Origin of the sequence: Aeromonas sanarellii (assembly GCF_000820085.1) — a bacterium.
Taxonomy (GTDB): domain Bacteria; phylum Pseudomonadota; class Gammaproteobacteria; order Enterobacterales; family Aeromonadaceae; genus Aeromonas; species Aeromonas sanarellii.
In genome coordinates, this window is sequence record NZ_CDBN01000015.1 from 158,487 (window position 1) to 176,422 (window position 17,936).

Below are 17,936 nucleotides of genomic sequence, written 5' to 3' on the forward strand. Positions count from 1 at the left end.
GGCACCACCCTGGCCCATGGTCAGGCCGGTTCGACCAGCATGCGACCAACCATTTCCATGTGGAGCGCATGGCAGAACCAGCTGCAATAGTACCAATGCAGGCCTGGCTTATCGGCGGTGAAGGTGATGGAGGAGGTCTGCTGCGGGCTGATCTCCATGCTGACACCGTGGTTGACCATGACGAAGCCGTGGCTGACATCCTCGATCTGATCGATGTTGGTGATCACCACCGTGACCTCATCCCCCTGCTTGACCTTGAACTCGGTGATGCCGTAGGCCGGGGCCGACGAGGTCATATAGACCCGCACCTTGTTGCCATCGCGGATCACCTTGTTGTCGGTCTCCAGCTTGATGCCGTCCTTCGTCGCCATCTCGACGGTCGGGGCGAAGAAGGGATCCTTGCGATCCCACAGCTTGCGGGTCTTGATCTGATCCCGGCGGGCCAGGATGCAGTCGTGGGGCTCGGCGAAGGTGGGGCCGTCATGCACCAGCTTCATTTCCTCGCCGGAGATGTCGATCAGCTGATCGTTTTCCGGGTGGAGCGGCCCGGTGGGCAGGAAGCGATCCTTCGAGAACTTGCACAGCGCCACCAGCCACTTGCCATCGGCTTCGCTGGTCTCGGTCAGGGACGCATGGATGTGGCCGGGCTGGTACTGCACGTCGAGCTTCTGTCTGATGTAGTCCACCTTCTCGCCGTTGTAGGCGCGCACGGCGTCGGCCATGTTCCACTTCACGACCTGACTGTCGATGAACAGGGTGGTATAGGCGTTGCCGCGACCGTCGAAGGTGGTGTGTAGCGGGCCCAGGCCCAGCTCCGGCTCGGCCGCGATCACCTCGCGCGGATCCTTGAACTTGCCGGCGAACAGATCGTCGAGCTTGGCGATCTCGATCATGCTCACGGTCGGTGACAGCTTGCCGTTGGCGATGAAGTACTTGCCATCGGACGAGGTGTTGCAGCCGTGCGGGTTTTTCGGCACCGGGATGTAGCGGGTCAGCTCGGAACCTTCCCGACCATCCACCACCGGCACCTTGCTGTCACCCAGCGTCACGAACTTGCCCGCCTTGACGGCCGCCTCGATGCGCGGGATGTTGAAGACCACCACCCAGTCGCGCTCGTTGCGCATCATGCCGCCCAGATCGTAGGCCTTCTCCGAGTTGTAGCAGGTAGACGCCGCATAGGTGCCGGTGTAGTCGGCATCGGTGTTATCCAGGTTGCCATCGACAATCACCTGGAAGGCCATCTCCATCTTCTCGGCATCGATGACGTTGAACAGGGTGTAGCTGTTCTTGCTCTGCAGATCGAAGGTGGTGCCATCATTGGGATGGGGAATCACGAATTCGGCGTTGGCAAACACGTACTTGGTGTGAGGCACCTTCTGCAGGCGCAAGCCGTGAATGGCCTGGACATTGGGCACCGTCAGCATCTTGTCGCACTTCATGATATCCAGCCGGATGCGGGCGACCCGGCTATTGGCCTTGTCGTTGATGAAGAGGTACTTGCCGTCGTACTTGCCGTCGGTCATGGAGATGTGGGGGTGATGGCAATCGCCATTCAGGAACCTGGCGCTCTCCCCCATGATGTGGCGGCTCTCGTTGGTCAGGCCCCAGCCGGTGGCGGAATCGATGTTGAACACCGGGATCCGCATCAGCTCGCGCATGGAGGGGATGCCCATGACCCGTACTTCGCCCTGATGGCCGCCACTCCAGAAGCCGTAGTAGTCATCCAGATCGCCCGGCGCGACATGAATGTTTTGCTTGGCCTCGGAGACGGCCGCCGCCCAGCTCTCCCGGCTCATCACAGCGCCACCGAAGGCCGTGGTCGCCAAGGCGGCCCCCGTCAGCGCACCCGCCCCCTTGAAGAAGCTACGACGGCTGAGGCCGCCTTGACTCAGCTCCTGCTCGGTGTTGTCAGGATACTTATCACTCATAAACCGACTCCTTTATCATTTTCAGACGGGGCGAACGGACTCGCCTCGCGATGGTTATTGGTTATTCAGGTTTCAATTGAGGTGACAGGTATCCGTTCAGTGCCCACCTGTCCTTGGGCGCCACGCTTGGCCTGCTTGTTTTTCATCACCAGTGGCAGGCACTTGCGCTCGTTGTGATAGGTCATCTGGCAATCGAGGCAATAGTGGCATTCGTTGGCATTGATCCGTCCATCCGGGTGGATGGCCTGGATCTCGCACTCCTTGGCGCAGAGCTGGCAGGGGCTGCCACACTCCTTGCGACGCTTGAGCCAGTCGAACTGGCGCAGCTTGGTGGGGATCGCCAGCGCGGCCCCCAGCGGGCAGATGTAACGGCAGTAGAGCTTGCGGGTGAAGAGGTTGATCACCAGCAGCAGCACGGCGTACAGCACGAACCACCACTGCCGATCGAAGCCGAGGATGATGGCCGTCTTGAAGGGCTCCACTTCGGCGGCCTGCTCGGCCATCTGCATCGACTCCAGCGAGATGCCGAACAGCACCAGCAGGATGATGTATTTGATGGCCCAGAGCCGTTCATGCACGGCGAAGGGCAGCTCGAACTGGCGGACCTTCAGCTTGCGGGCCCCTTCGTTGATCAGCTCCTGCAGGGCGCCAAACGGGCAGAGCCAGCCACAGAAGACGCCGCGGCCCCAGAGCAGGATAGTGGCGGCGGCGAAGGTCCAGAGGATGAAGATGACGGGATCGGTGAGGAACAGCTCCCAGCGAAAATCCTGGAACAGCGCATGGACGAAGGTCAGCACATTGACCACCGAGAGCTGTCCCAGCGCATACCAGCCGATGTAGGTCAGGGTGAACAGCAGGTAGCCACGGCGCAGCCAGTGCAGGAAATGGGGTCGCCGGGTGAAGCGATCCTGGAAGAACAGGATGGCGGTGAGCAGCAATAGCGCGAGCCCGATGATGCCGATCTGCACGCTCTTCTGGTACCAGATCTTCGCCCACATCGGTCGCGCGGCCTCTTCGGCGGCGGCCAGCTCCTCGGCACTCGGCAGGGGTCTTGTCAGATAGGACTCGGGCAACTGGTAGGGGAGCTCGAAACTGCTGAAGACACTCTTGATGGGACCGGTCTGACGACGCACCAGCAGCTCCAGACTCCAGGGTGAACCAGGATCGAAGGCGGTATGGGCGCGGATGGTGAAGATGGCCATCTCGCCAAACGTCGGCATCCCCCCGGCGTAGACATCATCGAGGCGCTGGAAGTCCAGATCGCGGAAGCTGATGGTGTCGCCGAACTGGCGCAGTTGCACCCGATCGAAGATGCCGCCACGCACATAGCCCGATCCCTTGAAGGAGTACTCCCCGCTGCCCAGCACGGCGATGGCCTGCTCGCCGGGTTTGAGCCCCTCCATCAGTGCCTGATACTGTTTTTCACCCAGCAGGTTGCGGCCTATGGTCGGTGGGTTCAGATGAGTGACGTAGAGATCGATGAAGGGATCGCTGGCCCGCTCGGCCGGGGCGGTGCCGACACCTTCTGCCTCCGTGCCCTTGAACGCCTCGTCGACCTGACCACGGGTCAGGTGCAGCCGACGGATGGCGCCATTGCCGGTGAGACCGGTCCAATCGAGGGGCTCATAGAGGTCGCTACGCACCAGAGCGGGTTTGGGTCTCGCCCCCCCCTGCTCCTTGACCAGCCCCAGGGACAGCGCGACCTTGTGCGCCCCGTGCATGACGATCTCGTTGACCACCATGGCGGTGACGGTCGCACCGGTGATGGCATCGATGGTGACCGCATCCGGGTCGCTGGAGTGGCCGACCACCACCCGTTGCCCGACGCCGACACCTTTGTATCCGGCGCTGAAGTCATGCAGCTTCGCTTCCGGGATCCCCACCAGCAGGATCGGCTCATGGTGCTCGAGCACATAGGCATCGACGATCACGCCCTTGGGGTCGAGCAGTATCTGCATGTTGATCGGCTTGCCCGAATAGGCGGGGATGTTGACGACATCGATGGTCTGGAAGGCATAGCCCGTCGGTTTGCCCCCTTTGGTCAGGGTGCGCACCTGATAGGGACCGCTGGCCCTGGAAAGGACGGCGCCCGGAAAGAACTGCTCGATGCGGGTCTGCTCGACTGGGTACGTTTTGGCGGTGAGACTCAGGCTGGGGAGGAGCAGCAAGGTCATCAACAGCAATGCCCAGAGGTGGGATAACGAGAGCAATGGGTAAGGTCCTGATCGCATCATCATATTCATATGCCCCTTTCCGCCAGAGTCCCGTGAGATGCCAACCTGCGTTGCTGCCAAAATCCGTGCCCTGCTCACAACGCTCAATGGTAACCATTTAAAACCCATGGTTAATGGAGATCAACCTAAATAGACAACTGAGTTGCATAATTGAAAGCACCATCACACTTATGCCCGCGAATCTCATGTCGGAGCGCAACCTTTGGTCATTGATCGGGTTGATGCCCTTTGTCGGACGGATACTGGCCTCGGCCTCGCTTTATGGTCATGCTAGGGAACACCCAATCGGCAGGAGAGCGCAGATGAACATCAGGATGGAAAGAGACAGCCTGGGGGAGATAGCCGTCCCGGCGGACAGACTCTGGGGCGCCCAGACCCAGCGCTCCCTGCACCACTTCAACATCTCGGGGGAGCGCCAGCCCAGGGAGATCATCCATGCCCTGGCCCGCATCAAGTCCGCCTGCGCCCGGGTCAACCACGCCCTGGGACTGCTGCCCGCGCGCAAGGCCCAGGCCATCATGGCGGCCGCCGACGAGGTCCTGTGCGGCCAGCACGACGCCGAGTTTCCCCTGATGGTGTGGCAGACCGGCTCCGGCACCCAGACCAACATGAACCTCAACGAGGTGCTGGCGAACCGGGCCAGCGAGCTGCTCGGCGGCCCCCGTGGCGAGGGGCGGCTGGTGCACCCCAACGACGAGGTGAACAAGAGCCAGTCCAGCAACGACGTCTTCCCGAGCGCCATGAACCTGGCCGCCGTCTCCGCCATCACGGGCCGGCTGCTGCCGGCGCTCATCGCGCTCAAGGAGACGCTGGCCAGCAAGGCCGCCGCCTTCGACGACATCGTCAAGATTGGCCGCACCCATCTGCAGGATGCGACGCCCCTCACCCTGGGGCAGGAGATCTCCGGCTGGGTCGCCCAGCTCGGTCAGGGGGAACGCCACATCCGGGCCGCCCTGCCCCATCTGTACGAGCTGGCGCTCGGCGGCACGGCGGTGGGCACCGGCCTCAACTGCCCCCCAGGTTTCGCCGAGGCGGTGGCCAGGACCCTGGCCGAGCAGACCGGTCTGCCGCTGGTGAGCGCCCCCAACAAGTTCGAAGCCCTGGCGGCGAGCGATGCCCAGGTCCATGCCCACGGCGCCCTCAAGACGCTGGCGGCCTCCCTCATGAAGATCGCCAACGACGTGCGCTGGCTCGCGAGCGGCCCCCGCAGCGGGCTGGGGGAACTCATCATCCCGGAAAACGAGCCCGGCTCCTCCATCATGCCGGGCAAGGTCAACCCGACCCAGAGCGAGGCGCTCACCATGCTGTGCGCCCAGGTGATGGGCAACGACGTGGCCATCAACATCGGCGGCGCCAGCGGCAACTTCGAGCTCAATGTGTTCAGGCCGATGATCGCTTACAACGTCCTGCAGAGCGTGCGGCTGCTGGCGGACGGCATGAAGAGCTTCAACGAGCACTGCGCCCTCGGCATCAGCCCGAACCGGGCTCGCATCGACGAGCTGCTGGCCCGATCCCTGATGCTGGTGACGGCCCTCAACCCCCACATCGGCTACGACAAGGCGGCCGAGATCGCCAAGCGCGCGCACCACGAGGGGCTGAGCCTGCGGGAGGCGGCCATCGCCTCGGGCCACCTCACGGCGCAGCAGTTCGATGCCTGGGTGGTGCCTGCCGACATGGTGGGGAGGGGCAAATAAGGCGCGATTTCGGGAGCACGGATAGCGGGATCACAAATAAACAGAAGGGGCGCCGCGGCGCCCCTTTCCATTCACCGGCAGGGACTCAGCTCTTGCTCTCGCAGTTGAACATCCAGTGGGTGCCGAACTTGTCCACCAAGGATCCGAAATAGGCCCCCCAGAACATCTCCGCCAGCGGCATCTCCACCTTGCCCCCTTCGGCCAGAACCGCGAACAGGCGATCGGTCTCGGCCCGGCTGTCCGGCTCCAGGTTGAGGTAGCTGTTGTTGCCCTGCACCAGGGTGAAGCCCATGCTGGCCGGGGCATCGGTGCCCATCAGCACATGACCGCCGAGGATGGGCAGCGCCACGTGCATCACCAGCTCCCCGTCCTCCTGGGACAGGGGGGGCTGGTCCGGGCAGCCGGGGGAATCCTTGAAGCGGTGGATGGGACCGGCGAAGTCGCCGCCGAACACCTCGCGATAGAAGAGGAAGGCCGCCTCCGTCTCCCGGGCAAAATTGAGATAGGTACTGACACGCGCCATGGGTTTCTCCTTGTCACCGATAGCTGGCCCCTTTGGCCAGCTATCAGCATAGAAGAGCCCGCTCATTGCCAGACCCGGATCCGCTTGCCCCCCTCTATATGAGGCAGAGGGCGTCGGCTCCCTCATCGGCACAGAGTCGGTCTCACCCGCAAAAAGAGCAACCCACCCCAAGGTGGGTTGCACCCCCTCCCCGTTCAAAAGATATATCTCCAAGTCATTAATAATGCAGTGAAAAAATGGAGAGTAGCGATGTTGAAGGGTGTCTTACGGAGATGGATGTGATGGATAAATTCAACAATGTAGCCAGTACATTAAAATTTCTAGCTTGAAGGTTGCACCTGGTTGCACCATCATCGGCAAAATTTAACCGTCCGGTAATATTGTTACCTTCTAGACACAGGAAGTCCCATGGCCACTACCACCCTCGGCGTCAAACTCGATGAAGCGACCCGCGACCGCCTCAAGCAGGCGGCGCAGACCCTGGATCGCACCCCCCACTGGCTGATCAAGCAGGCCATCTTCACCTACCTGGAGCAGCTGGATCGCGGCCTGACCCCGCCCGAGCACTCCGGGCTGGCCGCCGCCGCAGGGGATGAGTCGGTCGAGGCCCTGACCGAGCATGGGATCCAGGTCTTCCTCGAGTTCGCCGAGAGCATTCTGCCCCAGTCCGTGCTGCGCGCCGCCATCACGGGGGCCTATCGCCGCCCTGAGACCGAGGCCGTCCCCATGCTGCTGGAGCAGGCCCGCCTGCCCAAGGAGAAGGCCGACGCCACCCAGAAGCTCGCCATGAGCATCGCCGAGAAGCTGCGCAACCAGAAGAGTGCCAGCGGCCGTCAGGGCCTGGTGCAGGGTCTGCTGCAGGAGTTCTCCCTCTCCTCCCAGGAAGGGGTGGCCCTGATGTGCCTGGCGGAGGCGCTGTTGCGCATTCCCGACAAGGCGACCCGCGACGCCCTCATTCGCGACAAGATTAGCGGCGGCAACTGGAGCCAGCACCTGGGCCAGAGCACCTCACTGTTTGTCAACGCCGCCTCCTGGGGCCTGCTCATCACCGGCAAGCTGGTGGCCACCCACAACGAGGCGGGGCTCAACAGCTCCCTCAAGGGGCTGATCGGCAAGGGTGGTGAGCCGCTGATCCGCAAGGGCGTCGACATGGCGATGCGCCTGATGGGGGAGCAGTTCGTCACCGGCGAGACCATCGCCGAGGCGCTGGCCAATGCAGGCGCCATGGAGACCAAGGGCTTCCGCTACTCCTACGACATGCTGGGGGAAGCGGCCCTGACCGAAGAGGATGCCAAGCGCTATCTGGCCTCCTACGAGCAGGCCATCCACGCCATCGGCAAGGCCTCCCACGGCCGCGGCATCTACGAGGGGCCGGGCATCTCCATCAAGCTCTCCGCCCTGCACCCGCGCTACAGCCGCGCCCAGTACGACCGCGTCATGGAGGAGCTCTACCCCACCCTGCTCGGTCTGACCCAGCTCGCCAAACAGTACGACATCGGCATCAACATCGACGCCGAGGAGGCCGATCGGCTGGAGATCTCGCTGGATCTGCTGGAGAAGCTCTGCTTCGACCCCAGCCTCGCCGATTGGAACGGCATCGGCTTCGTCATCCAGGCCTACCAGAAGCGCTGCCCCTATGTGATCGACTATGTCATCGATCTCGCTAAGCGCAGCCGCCACCGCCTGATGATCCGGCTGGTGAAGGGGGCCTACTGGGACAGCGAGATCAAGCGCACCCAGCAGGATGGCCTGGAAGGCTACCCCGTCTACACCCGCAAGCCCTACACGGATGTCTCCTATCTCGCCTGCGCCCGCAAGCTGCTGGCGGTGCCCGAGTCCATCTATCCCCAGTTCGCCACCCACAACGCCCACTCCCTGTCGGCCATCTACCAGCTGGCGGGTCAGAACTACTACCCCGGCCAGTATGAGTTCCAGTGCCTGCACGGCATGGGTGAGCCGCTCTACGAACAGGTGGTCGGCAAGGTGGCCGACGGCAAGCTGGGCCGCCCCTGCCGCATCTATGCGCCGGTCGGCAGCCACGAGACCCTGCTCGCCTACCTGGTGCGCCGCCTGCTGGAGAACGGGGCCAACACCTCCTTCGTCAACCGCATCGCGGACAACAGCATCTCCCTCCCGGATCTGGTGCAGGATCCGGTGCAGCAGATTGAGCAGATGGCCGCCCGTGAAGGGGCCCTGGGCCTGCCGCACCCGCGCATCCCCCTGCCCCGGGATCTCTACGGCGAAGCCCGCCCGAACTCCGCCGGCCTGGATCTCGCGAACGAACATCGCCTGGGGTCGCTCTCCGCCGCCCTGCTCGCCAGCACCAACACCGCCTATCAGGCCGTGCCCATGCTGGGTTGCGACACCGAGGCGCCGACCCAGTTCCAGCCCGTGGTCAACCCGGCGGATCACCGCGACATCGTCGGTCAGGTGAGCGAAGCCACCACCGATCTGGTCGATCAGGCCCTCGCCTGCGCCCTGGCCAGCGGCCAGATCTGGCAATCGACCCCGCCCGCCGAGCGCGCCGCCGTGCTGGAGCGCGCCGCCGATCTGATGGAGTCCGAGCTGCAGCCCCTGATGGGCCTGCTGGTGCGCGAGTCCGGCAAGACCTTCAGCAACGCCATCGCCGAGGTGCGCGAGGCGGTTGACTTCCTGCGCTATTACGCCGCCCAGGCGCGCAACCACTTCGCCAACGACAGCCACAGGCCGCTGGGCCCCGTGGTCTGCATCAGCCCCTGGAACTTCCCGCTCGCCATCTTCAGCGGTCAGGTGTGCGCGGCGCTGGCCGCCGGCAATACGGTGCTGGCGAAACCCGCCGAGCAGACCCCGCTCATCGCAGCGCAAGCGGTGCGCATCCTGCTGGAAGCCGGCGTGCCCGCCGGCGCGGTGCAACTGCTGCCGGGCCGTGGTGAAACCGTGGGCGCGGCGCTGATCGCGGACGAACGTATCCGCGGGGTCATGTTCACCGGCTCCACCGAAGTCGCGGGCATCATCTCCCGCAACCTGGCCGGTCGCCTCGATGCCCAGGGTCGCACCATACCCCTCATCGCCGAGACCGGCGGTCAGAACGCCATGATCGTCGACTCCTCCGCCCTGACCGAACAGGTGGTGATGGACGTTATCTCCTCAGCGTTCGACAGCGCCGGTCAGCGCTGCTCCGCCCTGCGGGTGCTGTGCGTGCAGGACGACGTGGCGGAGCGGGTCACCACCATGCTCAAGGGCGCCATGGCCGAGTACAGGGTCGGCAGCCCCGAGCATCTCTCCACCGATATCGGCCCGGTCATCGACGCCGAGGCCAAGGCCAACATCGAGCGGCACATCAAGGCCATGGGCGACAAGGGGCGCAAGGTGCACCAGATCGCCCGCGTCCAGGGGGAGGCCTGCAGCCGTGGCACCTTCGTGCTGCCGACCCTGATCGAGCTCGACAGCCTGGACGAACTGGGCCGCGAGGTGTTCGGCCCCGTGCTGCACCTGGTGCGCTACCCCCGCGCCCGGCTCGGCGAGCTGCTCGCCCAGATCAACGACAGCGGCTACGGCCTGACGCTCGGGGTCCATACCCGGATCGACGAGACCATCGCCCAGGTGGTCAACACCGCCAAGGTGGGCAACCTCTACGTGAACCGCAACATCGTGGGCGCCGTGGTCGGGGTGCAGCCGTTCGGCGGCGAAGGGCTCTCCGGCACCGGCCCCAAGGCTGGCGGCCCGCTCTACATGTACCGCCTGCTCGGCGCCCGTCCCCAGGAGGCGGTGGCCAACCAGCTGAACCAGGAGTCCGGCGCCCTGCAGGCCGAGGCGAAGGCCCCCCTGCTGGCCCTGCGCAACTGGGCGAGCAAGCAGGATCCGGCCCTCGCCGCCCTGTGTGATCGCTATGCCACGCTCTCCCAGAGCGGCCGTACCCAGCTGCTGGCCGGCCCCACCGGCGAGCGCAACAGCTACAGCCTGCTGCCCCGGGAGACGGTGCTCTGCCTCGCCGAAGAGAAAGGGGATCTGCTGGCCCAGCTGGCCGCCTGTCTGGCGGTGGGCAGCCGGGTGCTGTGGCAGGACCACGCCCAGAACCGCACCCTGCTCTCTTCCCTGCCGACCGAGGTACGGGATCGCATCGCGCTGGTGGCAGACTGGGCCACGGGCGAGGCGGACTTCGATGCCCTGCTGCACCACGGCGATTCGGATCAGCTGAGCGAGGTGAGCAAGCTCGCCGCCGCCCGCCAGACGGCGCGTAACTGCGCCATCATAGGCGTGCACGGCCTGCATCGCGGCGAGACCGACATCCCGCTGGAGCGGCTGCTCATCGAGCACGCCCTCTCGGTCAACACCGCCGCCGCGGGTGGCAACGCCAGCCTGATGACCATAGGCTAAGCGCCCACGACACTGACTCAAGCCCCGTCCATGCGGGGCTTGTTCTTTTCAGTCCCTTGCGCGCAGAAACAAAGAGGCCGCCCTGTTGGGGCGGCCTCTTTGTTTCCCCTTCTCCCCTTGAGGGAGAGAAGTCGGGGATGTGGAGCGACTCGTCTACACGTACTCCATAAACACCCGGGAGGTGAGCTTGGTGATGAGCTCATAGGGAATGGTCCCGATCCGGTCGGCCACCTGCTCCACCGGCAGCCCTTCACCCCAGAGCACCGCCTCGTCGCCGGCCTTGTCGGTGGCGCCGGGACCGAGATCCACCGTGGTCATGTCCATGGAGACCCGTCCCACCAGCGGCACGATGCGGCCGTTGATCAGCACCGGCGTGCCGTTGGGGGCCATGCGCGGATAGCCGTCGCCGTAGCCGATGGCGATCACCCCGAGCCGGGTATCGCGATCCGACACCCAGTTGGCGCCATAGCCCACCGGTTCGCCCCCCTTGTGATCCCGCACGGCAATCAGCTGGGTCTTGAGGGTCATCACCGGCTTGAGGTCGTAATCCGCCGCCACCGTATTGGGGAAGGGGGAGACGCCGTAGAGGATGACGCCGGGGCGGATCCAGTCGCAGTGGGAGTCCGGCCAGGCCAGGATGCCCGCCGAGTTGGCCATGGCCCGCTCGCCCGCGAGCGGCGCGGTCAGCTGGCAGAACAAGTCGATCTGCTCGCGGGTGGTAGGTTGCTCCAGCTCATCGGAGCGGCTGAAGTGGGTCATGATGTTGAACGGCTGCACCACGTTCTTGCACCTGGCGAGCCGCTCGATAAAGGCGGGCATCTCTTCGGCCCGCACCCCGAGACGGTGCATGCCGGTGTCGAGCTTGAGCCAGGCCACCACGGGGGCAGGCAGATCCGCCTGCTCCAGCGCCTCGAGCTGCTCCCAGGTGTGTACCGCGGTCTGCAGGTTGTTGGCCGCCAGCACCGGCAGATCGGCGGCGCTGAAGAAGCCCTCCAGCAGCACTATGGGCTTGACCACGGCGCAGGAGCGCAGCATCAGCGCCTCCTCGATGCGGGCCACCGCGTAGGCGTCCGCATCCACCAGGGTGCGGGCCACCGGCAGCAGCCCATGGCCATAGGCGTTGGCCTTGACCACGGCGATGATCTTGCATTGGGGAGCGTGGCGTTTCACCACGGCGAGGTTGTGGCGCAGGGCCGCTGTATTGATCTGGGCGATAGCCGCTTTCATCTGTTTTCCCTTACGAGGGCATGATATTCAGGCACCGGGGGGTGTCAGCCCTCAAATCTCATCGTCTAAGGCCGGACCGGCAGAATTGTCGAACCGGGAAAACTGTGTCTGGAAGCCGGGAGCAGGCTCCCGGCTTAGTAGTCATCGTCAAACGCCGGACCCGCGTAGTTGTCAAAGCGCGAGAACTGCCCCTGGAAGGTGAGCCGCACACGACCGATGGGGCCGTTACGCTGCTTGCCGATGATGATCTCGGCGATCCCCTTGTCGGGGCTGTCGTCGTGATAGACCTCGTCGCGGTAGATGAACATGATCAAGTCCGCATCCTGCTCGATGGAGCCGGATTCCCGCAGATCTGAGTTGACCGGGCGCTTGTCGGCCCGCTGCTCCAGGCTTCGGTTGAGCTGGGAGAGCGCCACCACGGGGCACTGCAGCTCTTTCGCCAGCGCCTTGAGGGAGCGGGAGATTTCACCGATCTCCAGGGTACGGTTGTCGGAGAGGCTGGGCACCCGCATCAGCTGCAGGTAGTCCACCATGATCATGCTGATGCCGCCGTTGTCCCGCGCCACCCGGCGGGCGCGCGAGCGCACTTCGGTCGGGGTCAGGCCGGAGGAGTCGTCGATGTACATCTTGCCCTTCTCCAGCAGCAACCCCATGGTGGAGGAGAGCCGCGCCCAGTCCTCGTCGTCGAGCTGACCGGTCCGCACCTTGGTCTGGTCGATGCGCCCCACCGAGGCGAGCATACGCATGATGATCTGCTCGGAGGGCATCTCCAGGGAGAAGATAAGCACCGGCTTGTCGGCGGTGAGGGCCGCGTGCTCGCACAGGTTCATGGCAAAGGTGGTCTTGCCCATGGAGGGACGAGCCGCGACGATGACGAGATCCGAGCGCTGCAGGCCGGCGGTCATCTTGTCGAGATCGTTGTAGCCCGAGGAGACGCCGGTCACCCCGTTGTGAGGGGTCTTGAACAGCTCCTCAATCTTGTCGACGGTCTGCTCCAGAATGAGCTTCAGGGGCTGGGGGCCCTCGTTGGCGCTGGTGCGCTGCTCGGCGATCTGGAACACCTTGCTCTCGGCGAGATCCAGCAGATCGTTGGAGGTGCGTCCCTGGGGCTCATAGCCCGCTTCGACTATCTCGTTGGCGACCGAGATCATCTCCCGTACCACGGCACGCTCGCGCACGATTTCGGCGTAGGCGCTGATGTTGGCGGCACTCGGGGTGTTCTTGGCGATCTCCACCAGATAGGCGAAGCCACCGGCCTCTTCCAGCTGTTCGGAGCGCTCCAGCTCCTCCTGCAGGGTGATGAGGTCGATGGGGTTGCCCGCGTTGGAGAGGCGGGTCATGGCCTGGAAGATGAGGCGGTGCGGGCGGCTGTAGAAATCCTTGTCGATCACCCGCTCGGCGACCCTATCCCAGGCCTCGTTGTCCAGCATCAGGCCGCCCAGTACGGACTGTTCGGCCTCGAAGGAGTGGGGGGGGACTTTCAGCTGTTGTGTCTTGGCGTCTTTTTTCGCCGTCACTTGCTCTGCCATACACATAAAAACCGCAGCGGGAAGGGGACGGGAATTTTACAAAAGAAACCCCGCCATCGCGAGCGCTAATGCGCGTATTCACCTCATCCGGTGACAAGCCAGGACGCAGGTGCAATCGGATTCACGGACTCCCGGGCTCCTGTTGTAGTTCACAGTACGAGAAAGGGCCAGACCAGGGTCTGGTCTTTCACCTTGGCTCTTTGCTTGTTGCGCAACCTGCGCACCGAGCGGCTCGGCCGTCTGTTTCTCATGGGCGCCTCCTATGGCGGACGGGTCAATCTGTTCATGAATAATTCATGCCATCCATGTTAATCATAACCGCAAGCTGCAACACAAAAAGGGACAGGCAGCCTGCCATGCGCCTCGCTGAGCTTGCACAAGCAGAGCATGCCCCCACCTACATGAGAGTGAAAGAGTCAAAAATGAAAAAGATGCTGACCCTGTTTGCCCTGATCCTGGCCATCGGCCTCGGGGCCCCCATCGCCGAGGCCAAGAAGTTTGGCGGCGGCAAATCCTTCGGCAAGAGCTACAAGACGGCCCCGGCCCAGCCTGCGGCCAAGCCGGTGGACACCCAGAACCCGACCGTGGGCGCCCAGGCACCCAAGAAGGGCGGCATGATGGGCGGCCTGCTTGGCGGTCTGCTGGCCGGCGGCCTGTTCGCCTACCTGCTGGGCAGCGGTGCCTTTGAAGGTATGCAGGGCATGGACTTCCTGCTGATCGCCCTGCTGGCCCTGGGCGGCGTCTTCCTTTTCCGCGCCCTGCGCAAGAACAAGGCGGCGACGGCCCAGCCACAGACGGCCTACGCCGGCTACCAGCCGCCCCAGAGCGCCGCGCCGCAGCAGTTCGAGCAGAGCCACGGCGCCCCGCAGGCCACCGGCTTTGCCGACAGCGACGTGCCCTTCCGCCTGCCCCCGGGCTTTGACATGAACGGCTTCCTGGCCGGCGCCCGCGATCACTATCGCACCCTGCAAGAAGCCTGGAACAAGAACGATCTGGAGAAGGTACGGGAGTACGTGAGCCCGGAACTGTTCGAACACCTCAAGGCCGAGCGTGCCGAACTGGTGGGCGCTCAGCACACCGAGGTGATGTACGTGGACACCCAGCTGGTGCGCGCCGACTACGGCAGCGACTGGGCCCAGGTCAGCGTGCGCTTCAGCGGCCGCTACATGGACCGTCAGGAGCAGGTCGAGGAGGACATCAAGGAGGTGTGGCACCTCGAGCGCAACCTGGCCAAGGACAATGCCCCCTGGCACATCGTCGGCATAGAGCAGCTGTAACAGCAGCCCCTCCGGTGACATCAACAAGGCGACCCTGGGGTCGCCTTTTTATTCTGTCCGGCCCATCGCCCTGGTGCCAGACCGACGAGCACCGCCAGTCAGCGCGATGAAGCGTGCCGATGTTGATGGCACACCCACAGTTCAGTTGGGAGGCCTCCACCCCGGCATCCTGGTTGCGAAGGTCAAAAAAAGAGGGAGGCATCATGCCTCCCTCTTGCCATTGGTTGCCAGTCAGGTCAGGAGCTGAGGCGGTGCGCCTCCCTCTCCCGTGACCGCGCCCAGGCGCATATCGCATCAGACAGCGCCTGAGCGGCGTTCACGCCATCGTCCCTGACCTCAACCGGGCATCAATTGCCGGTCACATCCGGACCACAGTTGTTGGTATTGGCCGGGTTGACACTGTTGTTGATGAAGGTCACTTCCCCTGCCGGTTGATAGTCGGCAGCGTGGATCACCTGCTTGGACTCCATGTACTCCTTCAGCACCCCCGCATCGACCAGACCAGCATTGATGGTGTTGATGACGGGATACTTGTCCCCGCCAGCGGCGCTGAAGCTCGGGATGGCGAAGCTGTAAGTGGCATTGGCATCGAACGCCTTGCCGCCTATGGTGCTGATGGTGACGCTCTGGGCGCTGCAGTTGACCTCCATGCTGATGCCGCCAAACTGGGGATAGCCGCCGCCGGTCAGGGTGGCCACCTTGCCGAGATAGTCCACGAGATCGCTGCCCTTCATGGTGGCCTTATTGACCGTATTGCCAAACGGGTGGACGGTCAGCACGTCACGATAGGCAATATCGCCGGTCTGGATGGAGGCACGTACCCCGCCCGAGTTCACAATGCCAAAATCAGCGCTCAGCTTTTGCGCCGTGGCCGTGGTAATAAGGCGTCCCAGATTGGTTTGCATATAACGGACCGTCTTGCGTTCCCCCATCAGGAGATCATCCGTGGAGGCAATTTTCACGCCCAGTTCGGCCTCTCCCTTTTCCTGGAATACTTGCAAGGTCGCGTTCAGCTCGGGATCCTTGATTATTTCGTCCTGAATGAACTGAACATTTCCGTTATCATCTTTAATGGCGTTGTTTTTCCCATCGCGCTGCACCAGATTGACCGGAATAAGCTCGTAGCCTGTCAATGTCAGCTTGCCATTCTGATAATCAAACTGGGCACGCCCCACATATTTTCCCCACTCGTGGGCCTGCATGATCCAGGTACCGTTCTGCTGATCCGGCTGACAGTCGTCGCCCGGCTTGAAGTCCGCATACTGGTCCGGCGTGCCCGGCTCCATGCAGACCGGGTTCTGGGAGTGGCCGCCGATGATGGCATCCAGGGTGCCGGCCGGCAGTGCGCGGGCCATCTCCACATCCCCGGGCGCGTTGCTGCCGTGCTGGCCATCCGCATAGTGGCCCATGTGGGTGATGGCGAAGACCAGGTTCGCCTCCTTGCGGTCGCGGATCTCCTTGCCCAGCTTGCCCGCCTCCGTGGTCGGATCGCGGAACTCCAGGGTCTTGACGTTGTTGGGATCCACCAGCTGGGCGGTGTCTTCCGTGGTCAGGCCCAGCACGGCCACCTTGAGGCCGTTGTCCAGCTTGAACACCTTGTAGGGATCGAAGTAGCGCTGACCGCTGGCCTTGTCATAGATGTTGGCGGACAGCATGGGGAACTGGGCCCAGTCACGCTGTTTCTCGAGGACGCTCAAGGGGTTGTCGAACTCGTGGTTGCCCACCGCCATGGCATCGTAGCGAATGCTGTTCATGCCGATGAAATCGGGCTCGGCGTCTTGCAGGTCGGACTCGGGCACCCCGGTGTTCACGTCACCGCCGGAGAGCACCAGCACTTCGCTGCCCGCTGCCTTGGCCTCCGCGCGCAGGCGCTCGACCAGGGTCTTCTGCGCCGCCATGCCATATTCACCATCGGCGTTGTGCCAGAAACGGCCGTGGGTATCGTTGGTGTGGAGGACGGTCAGTTTGCAGACATTTTCGGTACAGGGGGCGACACTTTCATTTTGTGAGGTATTACAGCCGCTCAAGGCGGCGAGTACTGCCAGTGCGATACTTCCTTTGACCAATTTATAATTCATTTCCATATCACCTTGTTATTTTGTTATTGGATGACCCCTTCTTGGGTCGGGCGGTAATATAACAAACAACATGTGACGGTTTTTCATCGGCGACTCACAAATTCCGCCAAATGTGATCATTCGCGCAACCTGTTTCCCCTATTTGGCTCAGCCACCGCTGTGCCAGCCGCGCATTTCGCCGCGACATGGCAGCCCGCCGGAAACAGTTATGGCATACTGCCCGCCAATCAATGCCAAGGAGTGCCTGGAATGGCCAAGTACGACAAAATTTCCCCCGAGACCCAGCAGGAGGCGATGAAGATCGCCCGCGCCAACCAGAAGCCGGGGCAGACCAAGGAGCAGACCCAGCTGATCGCCCATGGGATCCAGAAGGGCATAGACGAATACAAGAAACAGATGAAGGCCAAGGCCCGGGAGGCCAGCCGCCAGAAGAAGCTGCAAGCCAGGGCGAAGCAGGCCCCCCGAGAGGTACAGGAGGAGGAGAACGAGGTCGAGGTGATCGAGATCCCCCGCCAGCACCCGCTGCCCTGGGTCTTGCTGGGACTGAGCTGGCTGGCGTTTGCCTGCCTCTGGTTCTGGCTGCGCTGATCCCGTCTTGGGCAAACCTTTGCCCTGGGATCGGCCTCACAGCCCGGGAGCGGGGAACTGGTCATCCCTCGCCCGGACTGCTTACACTCTGCCCCCCTTGTCTGGAGACCCCTCATCATGAATCCGGCCCCGCTCTACCTGCTGGCTCCCCTTGCCCTCTTCCTCGTGACCCTGGTGCTCTATCGCATCTCCCCGCTGCGGGCGGTCGCCGCCGGGCACGCCCGCTGGTTTATCCTGCCCGCGTTCACCCTCTTCATCCTGCTCATCATCATCAACGGGGCGGCCGATCCCGCCTCGCGCAATCCGGCCTTCCACTGGCTGATGCCGGGGCTGGGCTTCGCCCTCAGCCTGTTCCCGGCCCTGCCCAAGGCGCTGGTGCCGCGCCTGGCCATCAAGGAGGGGGCCTTCGCCGCCCTCGGCCTGATGCTGATGAGCCTGGCCATGGTCTACTGACTCAGCCATATGGACATGACTCAAGGGGCGCTCTGTGACGGGCGCCCCT

The 17,936-nt window shown here is 63.6% G+C and carries 11 protein-coding genes; 5 read left to right on the top strand and 6 right to left on the bottom strand.

The features are described from left to right. Nucleotides 1–20: 20 nt before the first annotated feature. Nucleotides 21–1,928 (bottom strand): TAT-dependent nitrous-oxide reductase, encoded by a 1,908-nt coding sequence (gene nosZ, locus BN1132_RS03155; protein ID WP_042074926.1) that lies wholly within the window; start codon nt 1,926–1,928, stop codon nt 21–23. A 65-nt stretch (nt 1,929–1,993) separates the two neighbouring features. Then, nucleotides 1,994–4,102, bottom strand: a complete 2,109-nt coding sequence (gene nosR / locus BN1132_RS03160) for a transcriptional regulator NosR (protein ID WP_244462900.1) — start codon at nt 4,100–4,102, stop codon at nt 1,994–1,996. Nucleotides 4,103–4,464: 362 nt separating this feature from the next. On the opposite strand from nosR, the gene fumC reads away from it, so the two are divergent. Next, a complete protein-coding gene (fumC, locus tag BN1132_RS03165) occupies nt 4,465–5,856 on the top strand; it encodes a class II fumarate hydratase (protein ID WP_042074928.1) in 1,392 nt (463 codons plus the stop codon). Nucleotides 5,857–5,941: 85 nt separating this feature from the next. Here the strand turns inward: fumC and BN1132_RS03170 are convergent, their stop codons facing one another. Beyond that, nucleotides 5,942–6,379 carry a VOC family protein gene (locus BN1132_RS03170; RefSeq protein WP_042074930.1) on the bottom strand — a complete coding sequence of 146 codons (438 nt, stop codon included), beginning with the start codon at nt 6,377–6,379 and terminating at the stop codon, nt 5,942–5,944. A gap of 408 nt (nt 6,380–6,787) precedes the next feature. Between BN1132_RS03170 and putA the strand changes: the two genes are divergently transcribed. Beyond that, entirely contained in the window at nt 6,788–10,735 is a 3,948-nt protein-coding gene (gene putA, locus BN1132_RS03175; RefSeq protein WP_042074933.1) for a trifunctional transcriptional regulator/proline dehydrogenase/L-glutamate gamma-semialdehyde dehydrogenase, read from the top strand. 153 nt (nt 10,736–10,888) lie between these two features. On the opposite strand, the gene alr is transcribed toward putA, so the two are convergent. Together alr and dnaB are read right to left on the bottom strand one after the other, a co-directional pair. Continuing rightward, nucleotides 10,889–11,962 carry an alanine racemase gene (gene alr, locus BN1132_RS03180; RefSeq protein WP_042074936.1) on the bottom strand — a complete coding sequence of 358 codons (1,074 nt, stop codon included), beginning with the start codon at nt 11,960–11,962 and terminating at the stop codon, nt 10,889–10,891. Nucleotides 11,963–12,096: 134 nt separating this feature from the next. Further along, a complete protein-coding gene (gene dnaB, locus BN1132_RS03185) occupies nt 12,097–13,491 on the bottom strand; it encodes a replicative DNA helicase (RefSeq protein ID WP_010673258.1) in 1,395 nt (464 codons plus the stop codon). Between the two features lie 422 nt (nt 13,492–13,913). Between dnaB and BN1132_RS03190 the strand changes: the two genes are divergently transcribed. Then, nucleotides 13,914–14,768: a Tim44 domain-containing protein gene (locus tag BN1132_RS03190; protein WP_042074938.1), complete on the top strand. Its 855-nt coding sequence runs from the start codon at nt 13,914–13,916 to the stop codon at nt 14,766–14,768. Between the two features lie 347 nt (nt 14,769–15,115). Here the strand turns inward: BN1132_RS03190 and ushA are convergent, their stop codons facing one another. Then, nucleotides 15,116–16,846 (bottom strand): bifunctional UDP-sugar hydrolase/5'-nucleotidase UshA, encoded by a 1,731-nt coding sequence (ushA, locus tag BN1132_RS03195; RefSeq protein ID WP_042074941.1) that lies wholly within the window; start codon nt 16,844–16,846, stop codon nt 15,116–15,118. Nucleotides 16,847–17,095: 249 nt separating this feature from the next. On the opposite strand from ushA, the gene BN1132_RS03200 reads away from it, so the two are divergent. Continuing rightward, complete coding sequence (locus tag BN1132_RS03200) at nt 17,096–17,434, top strand: DUF2956 domain-containing protein (protein WP_042074944.1); 339 nt, start codon at nt 17,096–17,098, stop codon at nt 17,432–17,434. A 117-nt stretch (nt 17,435–17,551) separates the two neighbouring features. Next, nucleotides 17,552–17,887: a hypothetical protein gene (locus tag BN1132_RS03205; RefSeq protein WP_042074946.1), complete on the top strand. Its 336-nt coding sequence runs from the start codon at nt 17,552–17,554 to the stop codon at nt 17,885–17,887. The last annotated feature ends 49 nt before the right edge of the window (nt 17,888–17,936 follow it).